We start from the raw sequence: 24,592 nt of genomic DNA, 5'->3' as shown, positions 1-24,592 counted from the left end.
GCATATTCCAGGCCGCCCCGGGGCTTCTCAGAAGATGTGGAACGCGATGCCGGCAAGGAAGCTCTTCTCCTCGGTCCCCTTGAAGGTCGTGCGCTCCACGTTGCCGAACTTGTTCAGCCAGTACTGGAAGCCCACGAAGGCATCGAGCTTGTTGGGCTGGTTCCAGATCATTTTACCGACATCGAGCACGAGGTTCGTGCGCGACAGGAACTCGACGCCGGTTCCGGGATAGTAGCCACCCGGATAATTGAACGCGTCCCGGATGCCCTTGCCCTTGGGCATGACGATGTTGTTGAAGCCCGCGAGGCTCAGGGGAACGTTCGGAAAGAAGGTGATCGGAAAGTTGTAGACGATCTCGAATTCGGGGACAGTGTCGAAGCTGACGTCGCGGTCGCCGCCGATATTGAAGCCGTTCCGGTTCCATTCCTTGTAGGCGTGGGCGCTGATGTTGAGGAAGCCGGCGGGCACGTCGACCGAGAAGGTCAGGCCGCCGACGACGTCGCGCTTCTTCGGCCCGAACGCGGTGTTCTTCGTGTTCGCGTCGAACCCGAAGGCGAGCGAGACGTCCTTGACGAGGCCCGGCACGGTGAAGGCCTTGGTGCCGGTCAGCGCGTTCAGGCTGAGCGTGCCGCGATAGAGGCCGTAGGCTTCCGTGGCCCCGTTGTCGTACTGCGCGAAGCCGCCCGGGGCGTTGGTGGTCCCGGCCGGGTCCTGCGAGGTCGATTTCAGGATGTCGAGGGAGAAGAAGTTCGTGCCGTACGCCCAGGCGTCGGCGTGCGAGATGTTGGTGATGTATTTCGGAATGTCGCGGTTGCGGAAGCCGCCATCCGCCCGCTGGATCTGCACGCCCGGCTCGGCCGCGGGGAACTGGTAGCGAAAGCTCACCTGCGTGTCCGAGAACAGGAAGAAGGACGGCTCCCTGAGGGGTGCTGCCTCCGCCACGTTGAGCTTTCTGGTCTCGAGATCGGCGGCCATGCAGGCCCCGGTCATGCTTGCCCCGACCGTGGCGAGCGACAGAGCCGCAGCCGTGAACGTCCTTGCGAACATCGTTCGTCCCCCTGAACCTGCCAATGCTGTTCGGGGGACCGCAACCGGTGTGCCATGGCCCGCCCTTGGTCGGACGCCGGAGCCGGCCGTCACATAACCGCAACACATCTCCATAGACCCGGCCAGCGGGTCATGTTGCGGGGCGAGGGAAACTCGTCTCTATCATCGGTGGCGTGCGCGGCCCCGTACCGGTGGCGCATCGGGAACCCGAGACCACAGTGCCAGCGTCCCCAACCCGCTCCGAGAGCCTGTCCGACGCCATCGCCGACGCGATCCTGTCGGGGGAGTTCGCGCCCGGCACCCATCTCGACGAACAGGTCCTGGCCAAGCGCTTCGGCGTGTCGCGCACACCGGTGCGCGACGCCCTGCGACTTCTCAACGGAACCGGCCTAATCGACCTGCGTCCACGCCTGGGCGCGACCGTGCGGACGATCACGCCGGACGAACTCGACATGCTCTTCATCGCCATGGGGGAGATCGAGGCGACCTGCGCGCGGCTCTCGACTTTGAGCATGACACCGGCCGAGCGCGGGCAGCTCCGGATGCTGCACGAGCGCATGGGCAGCCTCGCCGAGGCGAACGACCACGACGCCTATGTCCTCGCCAATGCGGACTTCCACAGTCTTCTCTACGTGGGTGCGCACAACAGCGTGATCGACGAGATCGCCCGCAACCTCCGGCGGCGGCTGACGCCGTACCGTCGCGCCCAGTTCCAGGCACCGGGGCGGCTCGCCCGCTCGCATGCCGAACACGGCCTCGTTGTCCGGGCCGTGCTCGCCCGCGATGCGGCGGCCGCGAACTCCGCGATGCTCGTCCATATGAGCGTGGTCGAGGACGCATTCGAGGCGCTCGATGCCGGAAGTGCCGCCGCGCGCGAAGCGGCCGGCGAACGGGCTCGGGACCGCCTGAAACGCCGCGCCCCGCCGATTCGCGCGAGCCGGGCGCGCGCCCAGCGCTGACGTCTCCGGCGTCGGATGCCGCATCCCGGCGATCTGCCCATGGGGTGGCCAGGAGAGACGAAACTTCGCGCACCGCTGTGTGTGGTTTGGGCACGCATTTCGGCCAGATTGCATACATGCTTCGAGGCCGTGATTCCCGGTCGCGAGAGATCCGCGCATGCCCAGCCTTCTCGACGCCGAGCCGTCGCCGCTTCCCTTCGAGGCGTCGCGCACGGCCCTCGTCATCATCGACATGCAGCGCGATTTCCTCGAGCCCGGCGGCTTCGGGGAGAGCCTCGGCAACGATGTCTCCCTCCTCGCCGCCGCCGTGCCCCCATGCCGGGCCGTGCTCGACGCGGCGCGTGCCGCAGGGCTCCTCATCGTGCATACACGGGAGGGCCATCGCCCGGATCTCTCCGACGCGCCGCCGGCCAAGCTGGAGCGCGGCGAACCCACGGCGCGGATCGGTCAGCCCGGGCCGATGGGACGCATCCTGATCCGCGGCGAACCCGGTCACGGCATCGTTCCCGCCCTGGCGCCGCAGGATGGCGAGCCGGTGATCGACAAGCCCGGCAAAGGCGCGTTCTACGCCACCGAACTCGCCGACGTGCTCGCGGCCCGGGCCATCGCGACCCTGCTGGTCTGCGGCGTGACCACCGAGGTCTGCGTGCACACGACGGTGCGGGAGGCCAACGACCGCGGCTATCGCTGCGTCGTCATCGCCGATGCCTGCGCGTCGTACATCCCGGAATTCCACGAAGCCGGCCTCGCGATGATCACGGCGCAGGGCGGCATCTTCGGCTGGGTCTCCGACGCGCACCGGGTCGTCGCCGCCCTGGAGGGGCGTGCCTCGGAGACGCTCGATTGAACCCTCTCGGCGGCGCGGACCGGGGGCCCGCCGGAACGAGATTCGCATGACAGCCATCGCCCAGACCAAGGAGGACGTTGCATGACGGAAGCCCCGGAGATCCCGGCCTTCGATCCCGAGGCCTACGCCTCGGCCGCGTCCGGCATGCTCGCCCTGCCCATCGACCCCGCCTGGATGCCGGCGATCGTGGCCAACCTGCGCGTGCTGCACGCCGCGGCCGACCTCGTCGGCGCGTTCCCCCTGCCGGACGAGGCCGAAGCCGCCCCGGTGTTCGAAGCGTGAGGTCCGGGACCGTGAGCGAGCAGGATTGGAGTACGGCCTCGGCCGCATCGATCGCCGCGTCCGTCGCGAGCGGGGCGGTGAGCGCCCGGACGGTGGTCGCGGCGGCCCTCGATCGGATCGGCCGCGTCGATCCCGCCGTGAACGCCTTCACGGACGTCCTGGCGGACCGTGCCCTGGCCCGCGCGGACCGACTCGACGCGGCCCATGGACGGGGCGGGGCGCCCGGCCCCCTCGCGGGCGTCCCCTTCGCGGCAAAGAACCTGTTCGACATCGCCGGGCTGCCGACGCGGGCCGGGTCGCGGATCAACCGGGAGCGGGCGCCGTCGGAGGGGGACGCGACGCTGATCGGGCGCCTGGAAGCGGCGGGGGCGATCCTCGTCGGCGGGCTCAACATGGGCGAGTACGCCTACGATTTCACCGGCGAGAACTGCCACGACGGCAACACCCGGAATCCGCACGCGCCCGGACACATGGCGGGGGGCTCCTCCGGCGGTTCGGGCGGGGCGGTGGCGGCGGGCCTCGTGCCCCTGGCCCTCGGCTCCGACACCAACGGTTCGATCCGCGTGCCTGCCGCCTTCTGCGGCTGCTTCGGCTTGAAGCCCACCTACGGGCGCCTCAGCCGCGCCGGAAGCTTTCCCTTCGTCGGAAGCCTCGACCATCTCGGGCCGATGAGCCGCTCGACCCGCGATCTCGCCCTGGCGTACGACGCCATGCAGGGCCCGGATCCGGCGGATCCCGTCGCCACGGATCGGGCCGTCGAACCGACCGGTCCCGGCCTCGACGCGGGCGTGGGGGATCTGCGGATCGCCGTGGCGGGCGGGTATTTCGCCTCCGGCGGCGACGCGGAAGCCTTCGCGGCCGTCGCGGCCGTCGCCGACGCCCTGTCGGCGACGCGCATGGTCGAGATCCCGCAGGCCGCACGGGCCCGTGCGGCGGCCTACCTGATCACGGCCGCCGAAGGCGCCGCCCTGCATCGCGACCGCCTGCGGGAGCGGGCCGGCGATTTCGATCCGGCCGTGCGGGATCGCCTCATCGCCGGAATGATGCTGCCCGCGCCGTTCGTCGAGCGCGCCCAACGCTTCCGGCGCTGGTACCGCGCGGCCGTGCTCGACCTGTTTCGCGAGGTCGACGTGATCCTCGCGCCCTGCACACCCTGCCGGGCGCCGCGCGCGGGGCAGACAGCCTTCGTGCTCGACGGCGTCACACTGCCGGTACGCGCCAATATCGGCCTGTTCACCCAGCCGATCTCGTTCATCGGCCTGCCCGTGGTCGCCGTGCCGGTCTGGCTCGACACGGGCCTGCCGCTCGGCGTGCAGGTCATCGCCGCACCGTGGCGCGAGGATCTGGCGCTCCGGGTCGCCCATCATCTCGAACGCGCGGGCGTCGTTCGCGCGCCCGTCGCCAATTTCGCGTGAGCCGCATGCCCATCGACGATCCCACCGTGAAAGCCGAGGTCGAGGCCGCGTTCGCCCGCTACGAGGCGGCCCTCGTCGGCAACGACGTTCCGACCCTGGAAGCGCTGTTCCACGACGATCCCCGCACCATCCGCTACGGCGGGGGCGAGAACCTCTACGGCATGGACGCGATCCGCGCCTTCCGCCGGTCCCGCTCGGCCGAGGGTCTCGCCCGCGATCTCACCGGCACCGTCATCACCACCTACGGCCGCGATTGCGCCGTCGCGATGACGCTGTTCACGCGCCCGACGGCGCCCGATCGCATCGGGCGCCAGAGCCAGACCTGGGTCCGGTTCCCCGATGGCTGGAAGGTCGTCGCGGCCCATGTGAGCGTCATCGACGCCTGAGGCCGACGCCGCTCAGGCTCCGTCACTTCGCCGCGGCGGTCACGGCGCGGCTCCACGCCCCCTCGGGCGCTTTGGGGATCACCGCCCGATCGGTGCCGCCGGCTTCGTGCACGCCGACGATGCGCTCGTATTCTCCCGGCGCCTCGGCGACGGGTGCGGACGGCACCGCGTGATAGCGCCGGTTCGCATACACGAGGGCGTCCGCACCGGACGCCTCGCCGAGGCCGACCACCTCGCAGAACAGGACATCGTGGGTGCCGACGCGGCTCCGGCTCGCGATCCGGCATTCGAACGTCGCCAACGCGTCGGCGAGAACGGGCAGCCCGCGCGCGCCGGTGGACCAGCGTATGGCGGCGAAGCGCTCCGGCATCGACCGCTTGCCGCCGAAGGCGGCCGCGACGTGCTGCTGTCCGGCACCGAGGGTGTTGACGCACAGCCTCTCGGCCCGGTCGAAGACTGGATGGGCGGAGGACGCGCGGTTGAGGCAGACCAGCAGGGTCGGCGGCGCATCGCTGACGCTGCAGACGGCCGAGGCCGTGAAGCCGGCGCGCCCCCACGGCCCGTCGGTGGTGACGAGATGCACCGCGCTGGCGAGCCGCGCCATGGCATCGCGATAGGCGCCGGCCGCGACGGGCGCGTCGTCGGGTCCCTCGGTCCCGGTCATGTCGGTCGACTCCAAGTCCAAGCGCGGGTCCATTCCCGGGTCCATCGCCATCCGCGCCGTCACGGCCGATCGAGGAAGTGCAGGAGGGCCGTGGTGACCAGCTCGGGCCGCGTCACGGAATGGGCGTGCCCCCCATCGGGCGCGAGATCGAGGCGGGCGTTCGGCAATCCGGCGGCGAGCCGCTCCGACGCGGTGAACGGCACCAGCACGTCGTCGCGCGCGGCCATCACCAGGGTCTCGTGCGGCACCGCGCCGAGGCGTCCCGTCAGGTCGAACGCCTCCAGGGCGGCGATGCGCGCCAGAACGGCGTCGGCGCCGGGGAAATGCGCCAGCGCGTGGGCCTCGTCCGCCGCGAGCCGCTCCGCATTCTCCGAGATCCAGGGCGCCGGATACAGGAAGATCGCCTGGGCTCGGACGAAGGCCTCGGGACCGTCCCGCGTCAACAGGGCCTTCCGGGCCGCAAAGCAACGGCGGGTCGCCGGGTCGATGCTGTCCCATCCGTTGATGACGACGAGGCGCCCGACCCGTTCGGGGTGCGTCAGCGCCAGTTGCAGCCCGATCAACCCGCCGAGCGCGTGCCCGACGAGGTCGACCGATTCGATGGCGAGCCCGTCGAGGAGGACGAGCACGTCCCGCACCATGGCCGCGATGTCGTGGCCGGGCTCCAGGGGGCCCTGCGAGCGACCGGTGCCGCGATGATCGTAGGTGACGACGCGACGGCGTTCGGCCAGCGCCGGCATCTGCGGCGCGAAATAACCCGCCGCCCCGCCGAGCCCCGGCGAAAGCAGCACGGTTCGGCCGCCGGCCCGGCCATGGACCGCGTGATGGACCGCGTGATGGACCGGCACGGCCATCCCTCAGGCAGCCTTGCCGAGATGGGCCACCGAGGCGATCTCGACGAGCGCGTCGGGCTTCACGAGCCCGCACTGGATGCAGTAGCGCGCCGGCTTCTCGCCCGGAAAGTACGCGGCATACACGGCGTTGATCGCGGCGTAGTCGGCCCAGTCCTTCAGGAAGACGTGGTTGAAGGTGACGTCGTCCATGCCGCCGCCGGCGGCCTCGACCACGCCCTTGATCGTCTCGAGGACGTGGCGGGTCTGCGCGGCCGCGTCCCCCACATGGACGACGTTGGCCTCCGCATCGAGGGGCAGGGTGCCCGAGACGTAGAGCACGCCATCCGCCAGGGTTCCGGGCACGTAGGGCGCCAGCGGCTTGCCGGTGCCGGGGGGAATCACGACGGTCTTCGGCATTCTGGGAGGCTTTCGATTGAGGGTTACTCGGCGTTGCGGGGGGGCTCGGCGGCGAGCGCCTCGGCGAAGGCGCCGACGTCCGAGACCCAGCCGAAGAAGGTCTCGATGTTGAGGAGTGCCCCCGCCTGCAGGCTCGGCGGGCCGGCCTGATGGGTGGCGTCGGCCAGGACGATGCCGAAATATTCGAGGAAGAAGCCGTCGCGCAGGGTCGATTCCACGCAGACGTTGGTGGCGATGCCGGTGAAGATCAGGGTGCGGATGCCGCGGGCCCTGAGCATGCTGTCGAGGGCGGTGTTGGCGAAGCCGCTGTAGCGCGGCTTCGGCAGGACGATGTCGCCCGGCTCCGGCCTCAGCGCGTCGACCAGGGCGTAGTCCCAGGTGCCCTTGGCCAGGAGCCTGTGGTTCCTCTCCGGGTGCCGGCGCATGGTCTTGAGGGCGTTCGACTTGTGCCAGTTCGGCGAACCCGGACCGCCGGCCTCGACGTAATCGGCGTCCCAGCCGTTCTGGAACCAGATCACCAGGAGTCCCGCCGCCCGGGCGGCGACGACGGCCGCGGCGATCCGCTCGACGACCGGGCCGGTCGCGGAAACGTCGAAGCCGGCGAGATCGAGGTAGCCGCCCCTCGTCGCGTAGGCGTTCTGCATGTCGACGACGATGAGCGCACTCGCGCCCGCGTCGAAGGCGATCGGCTCGGGCCGGGCGGGAAGCGTCACGCCGCCGACGCGGCCCGTCGCGTCGCGGTAGCCCGCCGGGATCTCGCCCCGCATCACGCCACCTGTGCCAGGGAGGCCGAGTCGCCCCGCGTCAGGGGCGCGACATCACCGGTGATGTGCCGACGCGTCTTCATCAGCGGCTGGATCTTCTGTCCGAACGCGTCGAGGCCCGCTAAGAAATCGTCGAAGACGAGGAGCACGCCCCCGGTGCCCGGCACGGTCATGACCGCGTCGAGGAGCCGCGCGATGGTGGCGTGGGAGCCGACCAGGGTGCCCATGTTGATGTTCACCGCGGAGGTCGGATCGGCCATCTGGCGGACGTTGGTGTCGGCCCCCGACTTGGTATCGGCCGAGCCCTGAACGCCGAGCCAGGCGATCGCCTCCCCGTCGGCGCCGGCCTTGTAATGCTCCCATTTGGCGTGGGCCGCTTCGTCGGTCTCGTCGGCGATGATCATGAAGAGCACGTAGGACGAGACCGCGCGGCCGGTCTTCGCCTTGGCGTCCTCCAGCCGCGCCACGGTGGGGGCGAAGGCGGTGGGCGTGTTGACGCCCTTGCCGAAGCAGAAATTGTAATCGGCATAGGTCGCGGTGAACGCCATGCCGGCGCCACTCTGCCCGGCGCAGATGATCTTCATGTCGGCCTGCGGGCGCGGGCTCAGGCGGCAATCGTCCATCTGGAAGAAGTCGCCCTTGCGGTCGCTGCGGCCGGTCTCCCAAAGATCGCGCAGGATCTGCGCGTATTCCGAGAGATACTCGTAGCGCCGGGCAAAATATTCGTCGCCGGGCCAGAGGCCCATCTGCGCGTATTCCGGCTTCTGCCAGCCGGTGATCAGGTTGAGGCCGAAGCGGCCGTTCGAGATCGAGTCGATGGTCGACGCCATCCGGGCGACGATGGCGGGCGGCAGACACAGGGTCGGGGCGGTGGCGTAGAGCTTGATCCGGCTGGTGACGGCGGCGAGCCCCGACATCAGCGTGAACGATTCGAGGTTGTGGTCCCAGAACTCGGTCTTGCCGCCGAACCCCCGCAGCTTGATCATCGAGAGCGCGAAATCGAGGCCGTACCCTTCGGCCTTCAACGTCACCTGCTTGTTCAGCTCGAAACTCGGCATGTATTGCGGCGCGTTCTCCGAGAGAAGCCAGCCGTTGTTACCGATCGGAATGAAAACACCGATGCTCATCGGTTCGGTCATGGGTTCGGCCATGGGCTCGGCCTCAGTCTCGGCTTTGGGCTCGGTCATGGCACCCTCGCGTTCCGACGGCAGCATTGCGTGCCGCGACATGAGACCCGTCAAGTCTTCCGCCGTACGGCTTCGGACTCGACCGAAGTGGTACGGCACATCCTCAGGCTAGCTATTCGGACCAGATGGTCAAACTTCAAAATCAGGAAGTTTGACCATCTGCACAAACTCTCCGCGGCATGCGCGCGCGCTGTGCGGGTCCTGCCCATCGGAACGGCGAGAACGGCAGCGCTCGGGCCCGGAACCGGCGACGTTGCCGAATCAGGCGAGTCCGAGGCCCGCCAGGATCAGTCTCTGGGTACTGACCACGATCCGCTCGAAGAAGGCTTCGTCCGACAGATCGTGCCCGGTGATCGCGTCGACCTGCACGGCGAAATCGGCGTAGTGCTGGGTGATCGCCCAGACCGAGAAGACGAGGTGATGCGGGTCGTGCGGCTGGATTCGCCCTTCGTCCATCCAGCCGCTCAGCACGGCGACCTTGGCGTCGACCAAGGCCCGCAGGGGGCCTTCGAGTTCCGCCCGCAGGAGCGGAGCGCCCTGGACGATCTCGAGGCAGAACAGGCGGGACGCCTGGGGTGCGTCGCGCGACAGGGTCACCTTCGCGCGGATGTAGGCCTTGAGCGCCTCGGCCGGCTCACTCCCGGAATCGAGGGCCTGAAGCGGATCGAGCCAGACATCGAGCACCCGTCGCAGCACGGCGACGTAGAGAGCCTCCTTCGAGGCGAAGTAATAGAGCAGGTTGGTCTTCGAGAGGCCGGCGCGCTCGGCGATCTGATCGAGGCTCGCCCCATGCAGGCCAAGGGTCGAGAAGACCGCGAGGCCGGCATCCAGAACCGCGTCGCGCCGCAGCGCTCCGTCGCGCCGCCGACGCCGCACGGGCGCTGCCACAAAGCCGTCAGCCAATCCGCTCGCCTCCCGGGACGTCGCCCGGAGAGCCGGGCGCGTCCCCGTTCCTACCCGATCCCGTGCGGGCGCGACAAAGGGGACGCGAGGGCCGGAACGGTCGACCGCGCCGGATCAGGCGGTGAGGCCGAGGCGGGTGCGGGCCTGGGCCGGGCTCGCGACGGTCCGGCCGTGCCGCGCGATCGCCTCCACGGCGAGGCCCACGAGTTCGGCGTTGCCAGCGGCGAGCCGATCCTTGGTGAGGCGGATGTTGTCCTCGAGCCCGGTGCGGACGGCGTCTGCGCCGCGTGCCAGGGCCCAATCCATCACGGGCGCCTGATGGCGTCCGATGCCGGCGGCCGTCCACGTCGCCTTCGGCAGCACGCGGCGCAGCTCAGCGAGCAGAATGTCGAGGAGGTGTTCGTCGGCCGGCATCGCGTTCTGCACGCCCATGACGAACTGGACGTGGGGCCGGTCGTCCATCAGCCCGGCCTCCACGAGGCGCCTGGCGCCGTGCAGGTGCGAGAGATCGAAGATCTCGATCTCGGGTCTCACCCCGAAACGCTTCATCCGACCTGCGAGATCGGCGACGAGGGCGGCCGGGTTCTCGTACACGATGGTAGGGAAGTTGACCGAGCCCGTCGAGAGCGAGGCCATGTCGGGGGCATGCTGGAGGGAGAGCCCCCGGCTCGCCGGGTCGCGTCCGCGCCCGCCGGTGGAGAACTGCACGATCATGCCCGGGCAATGCGTGCGCAGGCCCGCCTGGACGGCGGCGAACCGGTCTGGATCGGAGGAGGGGGTCTCGTCGTCGTTGCGGACATGGATGTGGGCCAGCGTCGCGCCGGCCTCGTAGGCGGCATGGGTCGATTCGATCTGCTCGGACACCGTGACGGGCAGGGCGGGATTGTCCGCCTTGCGCGGCACGGAACCGGTGATCGCGACGGCGACGACGACGGGCTGGCTCATGGCGTGGGTCTCCCTGCTTTCGTCAACGCGGCAGCGGGGCGTCGGATGCCGAAGGGACGCCCTACCGTCACCCGACAGGGGGAGGCCGACGGCAGCGGTGGCCTCGGGGCCGGCGGAGACGTAAAGGCGGGCTTGGCAAGCCGCGACGGGACCTGCGCGTCCGTGCAACGGCCGTTGTCAGGACCCTTCAACGATGGAGCCTTCCATGAACGACACCATCCTGATCCTCAACGGCCCCAACCTGAACCTCCTCGGCAAGCGCCAGCCCGAGATCTACGGGCACGAGACCCTCGGCGATGTCGAGGCGCTCTGCCGGGCCGAGGCCGAGGCGTTCGGGCTTACGGTCGACTTCCACCAGAGCAATGCCGAGCACCAGATCATCGACTGGATTCACCAGTACCGGGTCGGGTCGGCGGGGATCGTCATCAATCCGGGGGCCTTCACCCACACGTCGATCGCGATCCTCGACGCCCTCGCCACGTGCGAGGTTCCCATCGTCGAGTGCCACATCTCCAACGTCCACAAGCGCGAGGCCTTCCGGCACCATTCCTACGTCTCGCTCGCCGCGACTGCGGTGCTGGCCGGCTTCGGCACGCACGGCTACGTTCTGGCGGTTCGCCACATCGCCCATCTTCGCGGGTTGCAGGGCCAAGTCTGACGCGATCAGGCCGCCGCGCCCGGTCTTGAGCGGGTCGAGCGTCCTCGGGCACAAAAAGGCCGCGGCTTGCGGGTGGCTCCGTCGCCCATCGAAGTCACGCCGAAGCGATACGGGCGGCCGACCCCAGCCTCACGCCTATATCGGAAGTTCTTCCACCCAAGCCATGGCTTGACCCATGGCTTGGGTGGAGAGCCCTACGAAAACCTTGCCGGTCGAAAAACTTGGCGGAAGGGGTGGGATTCGAACCCACGGTGGAGTTGCCCCCACGGCGGTTTTCAAGACCGCTGCCTTAAACCACTCGGCCACCCTTCCGTCCGCGCCGGCGCGGAGCCGGCGGGGTGGGAGGGTTCTAACGGAGAACGCCGCGGTCGGAAATCGAAAACTCAGGCGGCGCTGGCCTCGAGGCGGCTCAGGCGGTCGAGAAGCGCGCGGTCGTGCAGGAGGGCCATGCGCTCCTTCGGCGAGAGCCAGGCGGCGGCCTCGTCGAGGGTGTGGGCTTCCACCACCTTGGCCTGGGCCAGCGCCCGGTCCGTGTCGATGACGCCGCGCGGCCGGGGTGCGGCCTGGGGCAGCATGGCGGCGTGGGCCTCTGCGAAAGCGGGCTCGGCGTGGAGGGCCCGCAGGGCGTCCGCATCGTCGAGGCCCTGCGCGGCATTGCGGGCGGCGAGGCGGCCCGCCTGTGTGGCGATGGCGGGCGGGTCGCGCTCCTCCGGGGTCATGAGCAGGCCGAGCCGCTTGAGGGCCAGCCCCCAGGCGAGCTGACCGCTCGCCCACGAGATCGGGATCGCGAGCACGAGGCCGAGGATCGTCGGCGACATCCAGAGGAACAGGGAGGTCGCGATGGCGAAGGCGGCGATCCCGGTGACGAGGCCGAGCGCCATGTGCCAGCGGTGGCGACGGACGATGTCGCTCCACGGGATCGAGCCGTCGTCGCGCCGCTGCGGGTTCCAGCCGGTGTCGCGCCCGACGAGGATCTGGAACACCGAGCCCGACTGGATCAGCATGGCGATGGGCGCGATGAGGGCCGAGAGCAGGATCTCGATCAGGCTCGACAGAACGAGGCGGACGGCGCCCCCGCAGGCCCGTCGCACGGGGCCGTCGATCAGCGCCAGGATGAGCCCCAGAAACTTCGGGGCGAGCAGGATGCCCATGGTGATCCCGAACAGCCGGAGCGCGCGAACGGGATCGAAGCGCGGCCAGACCGGGTAGAGCCCGAACTCGCTCGTGAAGTATTCCGGCCGCACGTAGGCGGTCTGCAGCACGAGGGCGATACCGACCACGAGCTGGGCGAGCCAGAGCGGCGAGGCGACGTAACCCGCGATGCCCGTGGCGAAGTGCTGGCGCGACGCGGTTTTCAGACCGGCGGCCCCGATGATGCGGCTGTGCTGAAGGTTGCCCTGCGCCCAGCGCCGGTCGCGCACGGCCACATCGATGAGGGAGGGCGGGCTCTCCTCGTAGGAGCCGGGAAGGTCGGGCAGCATGGTCACGCTCCAGCCGGCGCGCCGGATCAGGGCGGCTTCCACGAAGTCGTGGCTGAGCACATGGCCGCCGAAGGGCGGCTTGCCGGGCAGGTCCGGCAGGCCGCAGGCGGCGGCGAAGGCCTTCGTGCGGATGATGGCGTTGTGGCCCCAGTAATTGCCGTCGCGGCCCGACCACACCGACAAGCCGGTGGCGATGACCGGCCCGTAGATCCGCGCGGCAAATTGCTGGACGCGCGCGAACAGGGTGTTGCGGTTGATGATGAGCGGCAGCGACTGGATGATGCCGGAATCCGGGTCGGCCTCCATGGCGGCGGCCAGATGCACCACGCACGTGCCCGTCATCAGGCTGTCGGCATCGAGCACCAGCATGTGGTCGTAGGTGGCACCCCAGCGCGAGACGAAGTCGCCGATGTTGCCGGCCTTGCGGTGGTGGTTCTTCGGCCGGTGGCGGTAGTACAGGCGGGCGTCGTCGCCCCAGCGGGCGCGAAGATCGAGGAACGCGCGCTCCTCGGCGATCCAGGCATCGCTCAACGTCGAATCCGACAGCACGAAATAGTCGAAGGCGTGGCCCAGGCCGGTGGCATCGATCTCGACGCGCATGGCCTCGATGGCGGCGAAGGTCCGGGCCGTGGCCTCGTTGTAGACCGGCATCACCACCGCCGTGCGGGTGGTGAGCGCCGTCGGCAGGGCAGGGGCCTTGGGGCGGCGCAGGAGCACCAAGAAGCCCAGGATCGCGCCGGTGAAAGCGAGCGCGATCCAGGAGAAGTTCAGGGTGAAAAGGGCGAGCAGCACGTATTGCAGGGCCGTGGTGCCGCCCGAGACCGCCACCACCTCGTACATCTGCATGGCGCCGTAGGCGGTGAGGAGTGCTGCCGCGCCAAACACGAAGAGGCGGGCCAGCCACGGCTTTCCATGGCGGACCGAAGGCACGTGGCCGGCGCCCTCGTCCCAGGTGTCGAGGCGCTGCACCGGCATGGCCAGGGGCGCCTCGGGTGGCATCGCCGGACGGAACGGGGCGGGTGCCGGGGCGACATCACCGGCTGGGGCGACTTGAGGCGCGGGTGCGTTCACGGTGTCCAACGGTAGAGCCAGGTTTCGGTGAGGGGGGTGTCGCCCCGTTGCAGGGCGAGGCGCAGTTCGCACGCCTTCTCGCCACGCGGGTCGAGCTCGAAGGCGACGCGCACGGTCTTGCGGTCGGGGTAGCGGTAGAGGGTGCTCGCCGTGATGGCGCCGGGGCCGACCGAGAGCTGGGTCCGCAGGTCGCCGGCTTCGGCCAGACCCTCCCCGGTGAAGTCGACGAGGAAGAGGCGCCGGTTGTCGTTCGTCCCGCGCCCGGCGCGGGTGCCGGAAACCACGGCCACAGGCACCGGCTCGGGTGGCTGCCAGCACCAGTGCTGGCGGTAGCTGAACGCCCGCTCGGCCCCCGCCGCGAGGCCGGCTTTCGGCCGCCAATAGGCTAGGATGTTCTCGTTGAATTCGGAATCGCTCGGGATTTCGAGCAAGGTCACGGACCCCGGTCCCCAGGCGGAGAGGGGCTCGAGCCACAGGGACGGGCGCCATTCCCAATGCTGGATGTCGTCCTGGAAGCTGCGGTAATCCCGCGCCCGCTGCATCAGCCCGAAGCCCTTCGGGCTGTCGTCGACGAAGGACGAGACCTGCAGGGTCTCGGGGTTGCGCGCCGGGCGCCAGATCGCCTCGCCGGAGCCCGTGCGGATCTGCAAGCCGCCCGAGGAATGGACGGCGGCGCGCGCATCGTCGGCGCCGCGACGGTCGTGGGGACCGAACAGGTAGCTCGTGGTCATGCCCCCGAGTCCGAGGTGATCGATGGCGGTCCGCGCGAACACCGTCCCCTCGACGTCGCAGAGCGAAGCCGCTCCCGGGCGCAGGCTCATGCGCAGGGCCGCCGTGGCGGACGGCGAATCGACCAGGGCATGCAGGACGAGGGGGCCGCCGGGACCGGGCCGTTCGATCCAGACGGCACGCCACTCGGGAAATTCCTCACCCCGTGCATCGGCCGGTCGCAGGGTGAGGGCGCGCGCGGTGACGCCGAAGCCCTGGCCGGCCGCGACGAGGCGGAAGAACGAAGCGCCCTGGAGGTAAGCGAAATCCGTGAGCTCGCCGCCCGCGAACCGGGCCCGGAGCTTGAAACCGGAATACCCCGGGTCGTCCTTGAACGTCGGGATCTGGGTGGTGTCCGTCTCGAAGCGGGCGCGGTCGTAGGCCACGGGGCGCACGACCCCGTCCTCGATGAGCGTCAGGGCGACCCGTCCCCTGAACACCGAGCCGCGATGGAGCGGTTCGATGGTGAAGCCTAGGTCGGCGTCGGCCCAGACCGCGCTCCCCGGCACGGTCCGAATCCCGGCGTATTGCTCGCGGTTGAGGCCCGTCAGGGCCTCGGGCAAATCGTCCGTGCGCGGGGCGACGTAGGCGCGCGCGGCCAGTGCCCGGGCGAGGTCGGTGACCAATCCGGCCTGGAATGGCGTGCCGGCCGCCGGAAGGGACGGAGCCTCGTCGGCGAAGGCGCGCGCGGGCAGGGCGGCGAGCCCTCCGGACAACGCCACCACGCCGGCCCCACGGAGAAGATCGCGGCGGGTATGGTCCTGGGAACCTGCCATCGCGGGAGCGTCGGACGGGTGAGCAACGGCAGCGTGGGAACCTGGGAGCGGCAGCGTCATGGGACCTGTCGTTTGGGCGCGCTCGGGCGCCGGATTGATGGAGAGCGCGGCTCAGGCGCAGGGTCTACCATGCGTCGGCCTAAACTGGAGATTAAGTGTCACACAACGCCCAAGTCCCCGGTCCCGTTCGACGCGTCGGAGCCGGTTCGCCCCACACAAGCCTGGCCGTCTGGCCGAGCCGGCGCGCTTATGGCACATCGAGACCGTCGATGGTCATCGTCGACGCCGCAACGGAGGCTCTTCATGGCACTGATTCCATGCCCCGCCTGCACGCACCGTGTGTCCACGCAGGCCTTGGCTTGCCCCGCCTGCGGCCATCCCGGTCAGGAGCATTCCCCGCGGGGCGGAGGCGGCGGCATCGCCCGGGTGCTGGGCCACGTCGCCGGCACCTACATCTCCACGACGACACTGGCGAGCCTGGCGCTGGGCTGCGTCATGTTCGTCTGCGTCGCCGCCGTGCTGATCACGCTGATCCTCTCCGGTCGCTGATTCCGAGGGCGGTGCTTGTTCCAGTGAAGGCGCTTGTTCCAGGGAAGGTGTTTTCGAACCCGGCGGGAGTCAGCCGGGGCCTTGCCAGACCCGGCGGTGGCGCAGTAGCGCACCGGCAGCGCGCGTAAGGACTGGGACCGACCGATGGATGCAGCGACGACGACCGGGCGCAGCCTCACCGCCATCGTGCTGGCCGCCGGCAAGGGCACGCGGATGCGCTCGGATCGGCCCAAGGTCCTCCACGCCGTGGCCGGGCGGACCATGCTCGGCCACGTGCTCACCGCCGCCCGCGAGGCCGGCGCGGGCCGCATCGCCGTGGTGGTGGAGCCGGGGCAGGCGGCCGTCGCCCGGGAGATCGAGCGGATGGCCCCGGGCGCCGCCGTGTTTCCCCAGGCCGAGCGCCTCGGCACCGCCCACGCGGTGCTGGCCGCCCGCGACGCCCTGACGGCCGGCGGCGACGACGTGATCGTCGCCTTCGGCGACACCCCCCTCGTCACCGGCGCCACCCTCGCCCGCCTGCGCGCACCCCTGGCCGACGGCGCCGCCGTGGCGGTGCTGGCCTTCGACAGTCCGAACCCCACGGGCTACGGCCGCGTGCTGACGGACGGCGGACGGGTGGTGGCCATCCGGGAGGAGAAGGACGCCACACCCCCAGAGCGGGCCGTGACCCTGTGCAATGCCGGGCTGATGGCGCTCTCGGGCCGGCACGCCCTCGACCTCCTCGCGCGCATCGGCAACGCCAACGCGGCCGGCGAGTACTACCTGCCCGACGCCGTCGCCCTCGCCGTCGCGGACGGGCTCACCGTAGCCGTGGTGGCCGTGGACGAAGCCGAGGCGCAGGGCGTCAACGACCGGATCCAACTCGCCGTCGCCGAAGCCGAGATCCAGAGTCGCCTGCGGCGCGCAGCGCAGCTCGGCGGGGCGACCCTGATCGCCCCTGAGACGGTTTTCTTCAGTTTCGACACGGTTTTGGGCCAGGACGTTCTTGTAGAGCCTCATGTGGTGTTCGGCCCTGGCGTCACCGTCGGTGACGGCTCTGTCGTCCACGCCTTCTCGCATCTCGAAGGCGCCACCCTGGCGCCGGGCGTCCAGATCGGTCCCTATGCCCGCCTGCGCCCCGGCGCGGTGCTGGAGGCGGGCGCACGGGTCGGCAACTTCGTCGAGATCAAGAACGCGCGCCTCGGCGCCGGCGCCAAGGCCAACCACCTGAGCTACCTCGGCGACGCCGAGATCGGGGCGGGCGCCAATGTCGGGGCCGGCACCATCACCTGCAACTACGACGGAGTGAACAAGCATCGCACCACCATCGGGGCGGGCGCCTTCATCGGCTCGAACACCGCCCTCGTCGCCCCCGTCACCGTGGGGGCCGGTGCCATCGTCGGGGCGGGCTCGGTGATCGCGGCCGATGTCCCCAAGGACGCGCTGGCCGTCTCGCGGGCGCGCCAGCGCAACCTCGCCGGATGGGCGCCGGGCAAGCGTGCGGCTCTGGCCGCCGAGAAGGCCAAGCGCGCAAAATCGTAAACCATGCGGGCGGTTGGGCCGATTGCCTCAAGCTTGCGTTGAGGGTTTGCCGGCGACCCTTGGCGTCGACCGGGTGGCGCGCCTGTTCCAATCCGATACAAGCCCGGCTCGGCCGCGGTTTGGCGGCCCGTTTGTGAGAGACACGACCCATGTGCGGAATCGTTGGCATCGTCGGACGGGACGCCGTGGCCGGGCAGCTCGTGGAGGCCCTGCGCCGGCTCGAGTATCGCGGCTACGATTCGGCCGGCATCGCCACCCTGACGCAGGGGCGCCTGGAACGCAGGCGCGCGGAGGGCAAGCTCGCCAACCTCGAGGCGCGCCTGCGCGACGAGCCCCTCGCCGGCGCCATCGGCATCGGCCACACCCGCTGGGCGACCCATGGGCGCCCCAACGAGACCAACGCACACCCACACGCCACGGCGCGCCTCGCCGTGGTCCACAACGGCATCATCGAGAATTTCCGCGAACTCAAGGCCGAGCTGCAGGGCCTCGGGGTCCGCTTCGAGAGCGAGACCGACACCGAGGTCGTGGCCCAGCTTATCAGCCACGCCATGGAGGGGGGCTTAAGCCCCATCGAGGCCGTGGCCGCCTGCCTGCCGCGCCTGCACGGCGCTTTCGCCCTCGGCATCCTGTTCGCCGGACACGACGACCTGCTCATCGGCGCCCGCCACGGCGCGCCGCTCGCCATCGGGTTCGGCCAAAGGGAAGCAGGGATCGGCGAGACCTATCTCGGCTCCGACGCCCTGGCGCTGGCGCCGTTCACCGAGGAGATCACCTACCTGGAGGAGGGCGACTGGGCGGTCCTGTCCCGCGCGGGCGCCGAGATCCGCGACATCGGCGGGGCCATGGTCGAACGCCCGCGCCAGCGCATCGTCGCCCAGGCCTACCGGGTCGAGAAGGGCAACCACCGCCACTTCATGGCGAAGGAGATCCACGAGCAGCCGGAGGTCGTGGGCCGGACCCTCGCCCACTACGTCGATCTGGCCAATGGCCGCGTCGCCCTGCCGGGGGACCTGCCGTTCGATTTCGCCACGCTCTCGCGGCTGTCCATCACCGCCTGCGGCACGGCCTACTACGCCGGGCTCGTGGCCAAATACTGGTTCGAGACCCTGGCGCGCCTGCCCGTGGAGATCGACGTCGCCTCCGAGGCGCGCTACCGCGAGCCGCCCCTCGACCGCGACGGCCTCACCCTGGTGATCTCGCAATCGGGCGAGACCGCCGACACACTGGCCTCCCTGCGCTACGCCAAGAGCCAAGGCCAGCACACCCTGGCGGTGGTCAACGTGCCGACCTCGACCATCGCCCGCGAGGCCTCCGCCGTGGTGCCGACCCTGGCCGGCCCGGAGATCGGCGTCGCCTCCACCAAGGCGTTCTCGTGCCAGCTCACCGTGCTCCTGTGCCTCGCCATCGCGGCGGGCCGGGCGCGCGGCACCCTGAGCGCGGAGCGCGAGCGCGGCTTGGTCGACGCCCTCATCACCGTGCCGGGCCTCATGGCCGAGGCGGCCAAGCGCGAGGGCGAGATCGAGGTTTTGGCCCGCGAGGTCTCGAAGGCCCGTGACGTGCTCTATCTGGGGCGCGGCACCAGCTACCCGATGGCGCTGGAGGGCGCCCTGAAGCTGAAGGAAATCAGCTACATCCACGCCGAAGGGTATGCGGCGGGCGAACTCAAGCACGGCCCCATCGCCCTCATCGACGAGAGCGTGCCGGTCATCGTCATCGCCCCCCACGACGCGATCTTCGAGAAGACCGTGTCGAACATGCAGGAGGTGGCGGCGCGCGGCGGCCGCATCATCCTCATCGGCGACGCCAAGGGCGCCGCGGCGGCCGGCCTCGAGACCATGGCGACGGTGACCATGCCCGACTGCGATCCGGTGGTGGCGCCCATCGTCTACGCCGTGCCGATCCAGCTCATCGCCTACCACACGGCGGTGTTCATGGGGAAAGACGTGGACCAGCCGCGCAACCTCGCGAAATCCGTGACGGTGGAATAACCGCGCGGGAATCGTCCCGCTCCATCACCAGCCCGCCCTGAAACACGGTCCCGCCCACGGCGACCGATCGCGGACCCTTGCGCTTTTCCATCCCGTCGCCATCTTTAGACCATCCAACCGGATGGCCTGAAGGGGTTCGAGAGATGGAAGACAACGTTCACGCCCTGCGGCCGAAGCTGCCCGACAGCGAGAAGGTCACGGTCAATCTCGGCTTCGTCGACCTCGGGCACATCGACCTGATGGTCCGCGACGGCTTCTTCGCCAACCGGGCCGACTTCATCCGCACCGCCGTGCGCAACCAGCTCGAACGCCAGGGCGAGGCCGTGCGCCAGTCCGTGGCCCGCAAGGGCCTCGAACTCGGGCTCTCCCATTACAGCCGCGCCGCCCTTGAGGCGGCGCGCGACGCCGGCGCGCCGCTCCACATCCAGGTGCTCGGCCTCGCCAGCATCGCCCCCGACGTCACCCCCGAACTCGCCCGCGCCGCCATCGCCTCCGTGCAGGTGCTGGGTGCCTTCCAGGCGAGCCCGGCGGTCAAGGCGGCCCTCGCCGACCGCATCGCCTGAACTCCCTCACCGACAAGGATTCCGATCCATGGCCCCATTCGACGCAACCCACTTCTCCGCCATCGACATGGCCGCCGTCACCCGCCTGACCCAGGCCGGGCGGCTCGCCGAGGCGATGGCCCTGCTCCAGGGCAAGCCCGCGCCCGAGGCGGACGCACCGAAGGACACGAAGCGCCCGCGCCCGATCCTCGACATGGTGGCCCCGACGGACGGCACCGGGGCCTGGACGGCGCCGGGGGCAGACAGGGACACCACTGCCGACGCACCCACGCAGGCGGCACGGCCCGACCCCGCACAGGCCCTGCGCGCCCTATCCGAGCGCTTCACCAAGGCCGGCGGTCTGGCGGCGGCGATGCCGAACCTCGAAGGTTTCGGTCAGGGCCTCGGTCAGGGACTTGGCCGAGGCCCCGCCACGAAGCCGATTCCGGTGCCCGAGGGCGCCCGCTTCGAGACACGCCACTTCACCAGTGCGGGGGGCGCCCGCGACTACAAGGTCTACGTGCCGAGTGGCCGGACGGGCGAGACGCTCCCCGTGATCGTGATGCTGCACGGCTGCACCCAGTCGCCCGACGACTTCGCCGCCGGTACCCGCATGAACGCGCTGGCCGAGACGCAGGGCTTCCTCGTGGCCTATCCGGCGCAGCCCCCCTCGGCCAACGCGCAGAAATGCTGGAACTGGTTCAACGCCGGCGACCAGCAGCGCGAGGGCGGCGAACCGGCCCTCATCGCCGGTATCGCCCGGGCGGTGGTGGCCGAGTTCGGCGGCGACGCAACCCGCGTCTACGTCGCCGGCCTCTCGGCGGGCGGGGCGGCGGCGGCCATCATGGCCGCGACCTATCCCGACCTGTTCGCGGCGGTCGGCGTCCATTCGGGCCTCGCCTGCGGGGCGGCCCGCGACATGCCGTCCGCCTTCGCGGCCATGAACGGCGGCGGGGCGGTCCAGGCGCGTGGGAACGGCCCGGCCGTGCCGACCATCGTGTTCCATGGCGACGGCGACCGCACGGTCCATCCCGTCAACGGCGAACGGGTCATCGCCCAGGCGACGCCCGCCGAGGCTCTCGGTACCACGGTCACCAACGGCACCGCGCCGGGGGGCACCCGCTACACCCGCACGGTCCGGACCGACGAGGCCGGTCGCGCCGTGCTGGAGCATTGGCTCCTGCACGGCACCGGCCACGCATGGTCCGGCGGCAGCCCGGACGGGTCCTACACCGATCCGCGCGGCCCCGATGCCAGCGCCGAGATGGTGCGCTTCTTCCTGGCGCACACGCTCGCGGAACGCCCGACCCGACACTGAACCGGCGGGCCGGGCGCGCAGGCGCGACCTTGAGCCCGGCCCCGTCTGCGGCTACCTCTACGCAAGCGGGCCGGGGCCGGCCGACGATCCTCGGGCGCCGTTCCCCGCGCCGAAAGTGCATCCGTGGCGACACTCATCCCACCGGTCCCCGAACCAGAGCCCGCAGGCGCCCGCCCCCGGGTGAGCGCACGCGGGCGCCTGCGGACCTACTTCCTCACCGGCATCATCGTCTCGGGCCCCCTGGCGATCACCATCTACATCACGTGGTGGTTCATCAGCCTCATCGACGGCTGGGTGAAGCCCCTGGTGCCGGCGAGCTACCTGCCCGACCATTACCTGCCGTTCTCGATCCCAGGCCTCGGCCTCGTCATCGCCTTCCTGGCGGTGACCCTGCTGGGCTTCCTCACGGCCAACCTCGTCGGCCGCAGCGTCGTCGAGTTCGGCGAGGTGCTGCTCGCCCGGACCCCGGTGATCTCGGGCCTGTACAAGGGCCTGCGCCAGATCTTCGAGACGCTGTTTTCGGCCAACGGCACCTCGTTCCGCACTGTCGGCCTCGTGGAATTTCCGGTGAAGGGCACTTGGTCGGTGGTGTTCCTGTCGGCGCCGGCCGCGCCCGACGTGCAGAACGCCCTGGCGCCCGGCGGCGACCATGTCGGCGTGTTCCTGCCCTGCGCGCCCAATCCGACCACGGGGTTCTTCTTCTACCTGCCGCGCCACGACATCGTTGAGATCGCCATGAGCGTGGACGATGCGGCCAAACTCGTCATGTCGGCGGGCGTGATCCAGCCCGACGATCCGCACGCACGGATCCAGGCCATGGCCGCCACCTTGCGCCATGCGCAGGAAGCGGCGGTGAAGCCCGCCGCCCCGGTGGACGCCTGAGCGAAGCCCAGATTCGCGTCGCGAAGCGATCGACCGGTATGAGGGGTCATCCGGCGCCAAGAAGCCGGATCGCGGCGTCGCGCTCGAACAGGTAGAGCAGCACCCTGAGGGCCTGTCCGCGGGTACTCTTCAGGCCGGGATCGCGCTGGACCACGAGTTGGGCGTCGTCGCGGGCGACCTGCAGCAGTTCGGCGTCGGTCTCCAGGCTCGCGAGGCGGAAGGCGGCCAGGCCGGATTGGCGCGTGCCCAGTACCTCGCCCTCGCCGCGCAGGCGCAGGTCCTCCTCGGCGATGCGAAACCCGTCCTCGGTCTCGCGCATCATCTCCAGGCGTGCCCGCGAGACCTGCCCCAGCGGCCCGCGATAGAGCAGCAGGCAGGTGGACGCCCTGGCGCCCCGCCCGACCCGGCCGCGCAGCTGGTGGAGCTGGGCCAGCCCGAAACGCTCGGCATGCTCGATGACCATGATGGTCGCCTCCGGCACGTCGACGCCGACCTCGACCACGGTGGTGGAGACGAGGATCTTCGTGACGCCGGCGGAGAATCGTTCCATGGCGGCGTCCTTGTCCGGCCCCGGCATCTTGCCGTGGATCAACCCGACGGCGTCGCCGAAGCTGTGGCGCAGATCCGCGAACCGCTCCTCCGCCGCCGCGAGATCGATGAACTCGGATTCGGCCACCAGGGGACAGATCCAGTAGACCCGGTCGCCGGCCGCCAACGCGCGGCCCAACCCCGCCACCACCTCGTCGAGGCGGTCGGTGGAGACGAGGCGGGTGACGATGGCCTGGCGGCCGGCGGGTTTCTCGTCGAGCACCGAGACGTCCATGTCGCCAAAGCAGGTCAGCGCCAGGGTGCGGGGAATGGGTGTGGCGGTCATCACCAGGATGTCCACGGCCTGGCCCTTGGCCCCGAGCGCCAGGCGCTGGTGGACGCCGAAGCGGTGCTGCTCGTCCACCACGGCCACGCCGAGATCGCGAAAGACCACGCTGTCCTGGAACAGGGCATGGGTGCCGACCACGATGTCGATGGTGCCGGCCGCAAGGTCTGCGAGCGTCGCGCGGCGCTCGGCGGCCCGGTCGCGCCCGGTGAGGAGGCGCAGGCGCAGGCTCCCGGCCATGGGCCCGAGCCGCTCGAAATGCTGGCGGGCGAGGATTTCCGTGGGGGCCATGAGCGCCGCCTGCCGCCCGACCTCGATGGCGGAGGCCATGGCCAGCAGCGCCACGGCGGTCTTGCCCGAGCCGACATCGCCCTGGAGCAGGCGCAGCATGCGCCGATCAGAGGCGAGATCGGCGCGGATCTCCGCGACGGCGCGCTTCTGGGCACCCGTGAGCCCGAAGGGCAGGGCGGCCTCGATTCGGTCCTTCAAGTGCCCGTCGCCCGCGTTGGCCCGGCCCGGTGCCCGGCGGTTGCGGGCGCGGAGCAGCGCGAGCGCCAGTTGCGAGGCCAGGAGTTCGTCGTAGGCAAGACGCCTCCGAGCAGGCGTCCGGGGTGCGCTCGTCGCGCCGTCCGGAACGGGCGGCGGGGCGTTCTCGGGGCGATGCTCGGCGCGCAATGCGTCGGCGAAGGTCGGCAAATTCTCGCGGGCCAGCCAGGCCGGGTCCTGCCATTCGGGCAGCACCGGCAGGCGCTCCAGCGCCGCGTGCGCCAGCTTCGAGATCGCCCGCGAGGTTAGCCCCTCCGTGGCGCCGTAGACCGGCTCGACGGCGGGGAGGGCGGCGAGCCCCGCCTCGTCGATGATGCGGGCCGGGTGCACCATCTGGCGGTGGCCGTCGTAGAGGTCGATGCGGCCGGTGATGTAGCGGTGGGCGCCCAGCGGCAGCATCTTCTCCACCCGGGGGGCCGGCATGCCGAAGAACACCAGGGTGATGTCGCCCGTCGCATCTTCCACCAGAACCCGGAACGGGCGCTTGCCGGCGCCGGCTTGGGGCGGGCGGTACTCGGTCACGGTGACGCCGAGGGTCACCGGCTCGCCGGGCGGCGCCTCCGCGATGGAGCCGAGGAGCTTTCGCACCACGCCGCCCTGGGGCAGGTGGAACAGGAGATCGACGATGCGGGCCGGCTGCTCGGGGGTGCCCAGCAGCCGCTCGATCATCGGCGCCATCTTCGGTCCGATGCCCGGCAAGCCGCGCACCGGTGCGAAGAGCGGGTCGAGGATGGTCGGGCGGAGCGGGGCAGGGCGGGGGTCGTCGGTCATGCGGCTCGGGCGAGGGCGGTTTTCGCGGACGCTAAGGCGGTGGCCTTAAGAGGTTGGCGCATGCGCCGGGCGGGATGGTGACGCGACGCGGTGCCTCTATATACGTCCTGAAAGGCTTGGTCCCGGCGCGGATGCCGCATCGGCCCAGGTCCGAAGATCCTCCGATCCCGGGATCCCTTGATACCGAGTTCCCGT

23 protein-coding genes and 1 tRNA gene are annotated in these 24,592 nt (G+C 70.5%); 12 read left to right on the top strand and 12 right to left on the bottom strand.

From position 1 onward, the window contains the following. Positions 1–27: 27 nt before the first annotated feature. Positions 28–975 (bottom strand): hypothetical protein, encoded by a 948-nt coding sequence (locus tag ASF27_RS05105; protein ID WP_156467454.1) that lies wholly within the window; start codon positions 973–975, stop codon positions 28–30. A 290-nt stretch (positions 976–1,265) separates the two neighbouring features. Between ASF27_RS05105 and ASF27_RS05100 the strand changes: the two genes are divergently transcribed. The 5 genes from ASF27_RS05100 (at position 1,266) to hpxZ (ending at position 4,936) form a co-directional block, all read left to right on the top strand. After that, positions 1,266–2,006 (top strand): GntR family transcriptional regulator, encoded by a 741-nt coding sequence (locus ASF27_RS05100; protein WP_056167901.1) that lies wholly within the window; start codon positions 1,266–1,268, stop codon positions 2,004–2,006. 157 nt (positions 2,007–2,163) lie between these two features. Next, the gene (locus tag ASF27_RS05095) at positions 2,164–2,853 is read left to right on the top strand and encodes an isochorismatase family cysteine hydrolase (protein ID WP_056303639.1); all 690 of its coding nucleotides are present in this window, start codon (positions 2,164–2,166) and stop codon (positions 2,851–2,853) included. An 81-nt stretch (positions 2,854–2,934) separates the two neighbouring features. Next, entirely contained in the window at positions 2,935–3,135 is a 201-nt protein-coding gene (locus ASF27_RS05090; RefSeq protein WP_056167906.1) for a DUF4089 domain-containing protein, read from the top strand. Between the two features lie 11 nt (positions 3,136–3,146). Beyond that, the gene (locus ASF27_RS05085) at positions 3,147–4,550 is read left to right on the top strand and encodes an AtzE family amidohydrolase (RefSeq protein ID WP_056358236.1); all 1,404 of its coding nucleotides are present in this window, start codon (positions 3,147–3,149) and stop codon (positions 4,548–4,550) included. A gap of 5 nt (positions 4,551–4,555) precedes the next feature. After that, entirely contained in the window at positions 4,556–4,936 is a 381-nt protein-coding gene (gene hpxZ / locus ASF27_RS05080) for an oxalurate catabolism protein HpxZ (RefSeq protein ID WP_056358232.1), read from the top strand. Positions 4,937–4,958: 22 nt separating this feature from the next. On the opposite strand, the gene ASF27_RS05075 is transcribed toward hpxZ, so the two are convergent. The 7 genes from ASF27_RS05075 to ASF27_RS05045 all read right to left on the bottom strand — a co-directional run bounded on the left by ASF27_RS05075 (position 4,959) and on the right by ASF27_RS05045 (position 10,649). Continuing rightward, positions 4,959–5,600, bottom strand: a complete 642-nt coding sequence (locus ASF27_RS05075) for a flavin reductase (RefSeq protein WP_082478832.1) — start codon at positions 5,598–5,600, stop codon at positions 4,959–4,961. Between the two features lie 59 nt (positions 5,601–5,659). Then, positions 5,660–6,454, bottom strand: coding sequence for a pyrimidine utilization protein D (rutD, locus tag ASF27_RS05070; protein ID WP_056358230.1), 795 nt, complete (start codon positions 6,452–6,454; stop codon positions 5,660–5,662). 3 nt (positions 6,455–6,457) lie between these two features. Further along, positions 6,458–6,850, bottom strand: coding sequence for a pyrimidine utilization protein C (gene rutC, locus ASF27_RS05065; protein WP_056167916.1), 393 nt, complete (start codon positions 6,848–6,850; stop codon positions 6,458–6,460). A gap of 23 nt (positions 6,851–6,873) precedes the next feature. Then, positions 6,874–7,617: a pyrimidine utilization protein B gene (gene rutB, locus ASF27_RS05060; protein ID WP_056167920.1), complete on the bottom strand. Its 744-nt coding sequence runs from the start codon at positions 7,615–7,617 to the stop codon at positions 6,874–6,876. After that, a complete protein-coding gene (gene rutA / locus ASF27_RS05055) occupies positions 7,617–8,741 on the bottom strand; it encodes a pyrimidine utilization protein A (RefSeq protein ID WP_056168112.1) in 1,125 nt (374 codons plus the stop codon). The genes rutB and rutA overlap by 1 nt, the downstream gene beginning before the upstream one ends. Positions 8,742–9,062: 321 nt before the next feature. Further along, positions 9,063–9,704 carry an HTH-type transcriptional regulator RutR gene (rutR, locus tag ASF27_RS05050; RefSeq protein WP_056358227.1) on the bottom strand — a complete coding sequence of 214 codons (642 nt, stop codon included), beginning with the start codon at positions 9,702–9,704 and terminating at the stop codon, positions 9,063–9,065. Between the two features lie 114 nt (positions 9,705–9,818). Further along, positions 9,819–10,649: a 3-keto-5-aminohexanoate cleavage protein gene (locus tag ASF27_RS05045; protein WP_056167930.1), complete on the bottom strand. Its 831-nt coding sequence runs from the start codon at positions 10,647–10,649 to the stop codon at positions 9,819–9,821. A gap of 205 nt (positions 10,650–10,854) precedes the next feature. Here ASF27_RS05045 and aroQ point away from each other — a divergent pair, with 205 nt between their 5' ends. Beyond that, positions 10,855–11,307 carry a type II 3-dehydroquinate dehydratase gene (gene aroQ, locus ASF27_RS05040; RefSeq protein WP_056167933.1) on the top strand — a complete coding sequence of 151 codons (453 nt, stop codon included), beginning with the start codon at positions 10,855–10,857 and terminating at the stop codon, positions 11,305–11,307. A 222-nt stretch (positions 11,308–11,529) separates the two neighbouring features. Here the strand turns inward: aroQ and ASF27_RS05035 are convergent. The 3 genes from ASF27_RS05035 to ASF27_RS05025 form a co-directional block, all read right to left on the bottom strand. Next, a tRNA-Ser gene (locus ASF27_RS05035) sits at positions 11,530–11,619 on the bottom strand. A gap of 71 nt (positions 11,620–11,690) precedes the next feature. After that, complete coding sequence (gene mdoH / locus ASF27_RS05030; RefSeq protein ID WP_156467453.1) at positions 11,691–13,787, bottom strand: glucans biosynthesis glucosyltransferase MdoH; 2,097 nt, start codon at positions 13,785–13,787, stop codon at positions 11,691–11,693. 68 nt (positions 13,788–13,855) lie between these two features. Further along, positions 13,856–15,403 carry a glucan biosynthesis protein D gene (locus ASF27_RS05025; RefSeq protein WP_244480929.1) on the bottom strand — a complete coding sequence of 516 codons (1,548 nt, stop codon included), beginning with the start codon at positions 15,401–15,403 and terminating at the stop codon, positions 13,856–13,858. A 303-nt stretch (positions 15,404–15,706) separates the two neighbouring features. Between ASF27_RS05025 and ASF27_RS05020 the strand changes: the two genes are divergently transcribed. The 6 genes from ASF27_RS05020 to ASF27_RS04995 all read left to right on the top strand — a co-directional run bounded on the left by ASF27_RS05020 (position 15,707) and on the right by ASF27_RS04995 (position 22,206). Then, on the top strand, positions 15,707–15,952 hold the full coding sequence (locus ASF27_RS05020; RefSeq protein ID WP_056167940.1) for a hypothetical protein: 246 nt from the start codon (positions 15,707–15,709) through the stop codon (positions 15,950–15,952). Between the two features lie 144 nt (positions 15,953–16,096). Continuing rightward, complete coding sequence (gene glmU / locus ASF27_RS05015) at positions 16,097–17,473, top strand: bifunctional UDP-N-acetylglucosamine diphosphorylase/glucosamine-1-phosphate N-acetyltransferase GlmU (protein ID WP_056358218.1); 1,377 nt, start codon at positions 16,097–16,099, stop codon at positions 17,471–17,473. Between the two features lie 149 nt (positions 17,474–17,622). Then, positions 17,623–19,464 carry a glutamine--fructose-6-phosphate transaminase (isomerizing) gene (gene glmS, locus ASF27_RS05010; RefSeq protein ID WP_056167954.1) on the top strand — a complete coding sequence of 614 codons (1,842 nt, stop codon included), beginning with the start codon at positions 17,623–17,625 and terminating at the stop codon, positions 19,462–19,464. A 143-nt stretch (positions 19,465–19,607) separates the two neighbouring features. After that, positions 19,608–20,027, top strand: a complete 420-nt coding sequence (locus ASF27_RS05005) for a hypothetical protein (RefSeq protein ID WP_056358216.1) — start codon at positions 19,608–19,610, stop codon at positions 20,025–20,027. A 28-nt stretch (positions 20,028–20,055) separates the two neighbouring features. Then, complete coding sequence (locus ASF27_RS05000) at positions 20,056–21,324, top strand: PHB depolymerase family esterase (RefSeq protein ID WP_056358213.1); 1,269 nt, start codon at positions 20,056–20,058, stop codon at positions 21,322–21,324. Positions 21,325–21,447: 123 nt separating this feature from the next. Beyond that, positions 21,448–22,206, top strand: a complete 759-nt coding sequence (locus ASF27_RS04995; RefSeq protein WP_056167963.1) for a DUF502 domain-containing protein — start codon at positions 21,448–21,450, stop codon at positions 22,204–22,206. A 46-nt stretch (positions 22,207–22,252) separates the two neighbouring features. Here the strand turns inward: ASF27_RS04995 and recG are convergent, their stop codons facing one another. Continuing rightward, a complete protein-coding gene (recG, locus tag ASF27_RS04990) occupies positions 22,253–24,397 on the bottom strand; it encodes an ATP-dependent DNA helicase RecG (protein ID WP_056358210.1) in 2,145 nt (714 codons plus the stop codon). Positions 24,398–24,592 lie beyond the last annotated feature (195 nt).

Origin of the sequence: Methylobacterium sp. Leaf102 (assembly GCF_001422425.1) — a bacterium.
GTDB lineage: Bacteria > Pseudomonadota > Alphaproteobacteria > Rhizobiales > Beijerinckiaceae > Methylobacterium.
Note: the sequence above shows the minus strand (reverse complement) of the source record. Positions and strands in the feature narration are given on the sequence as shown.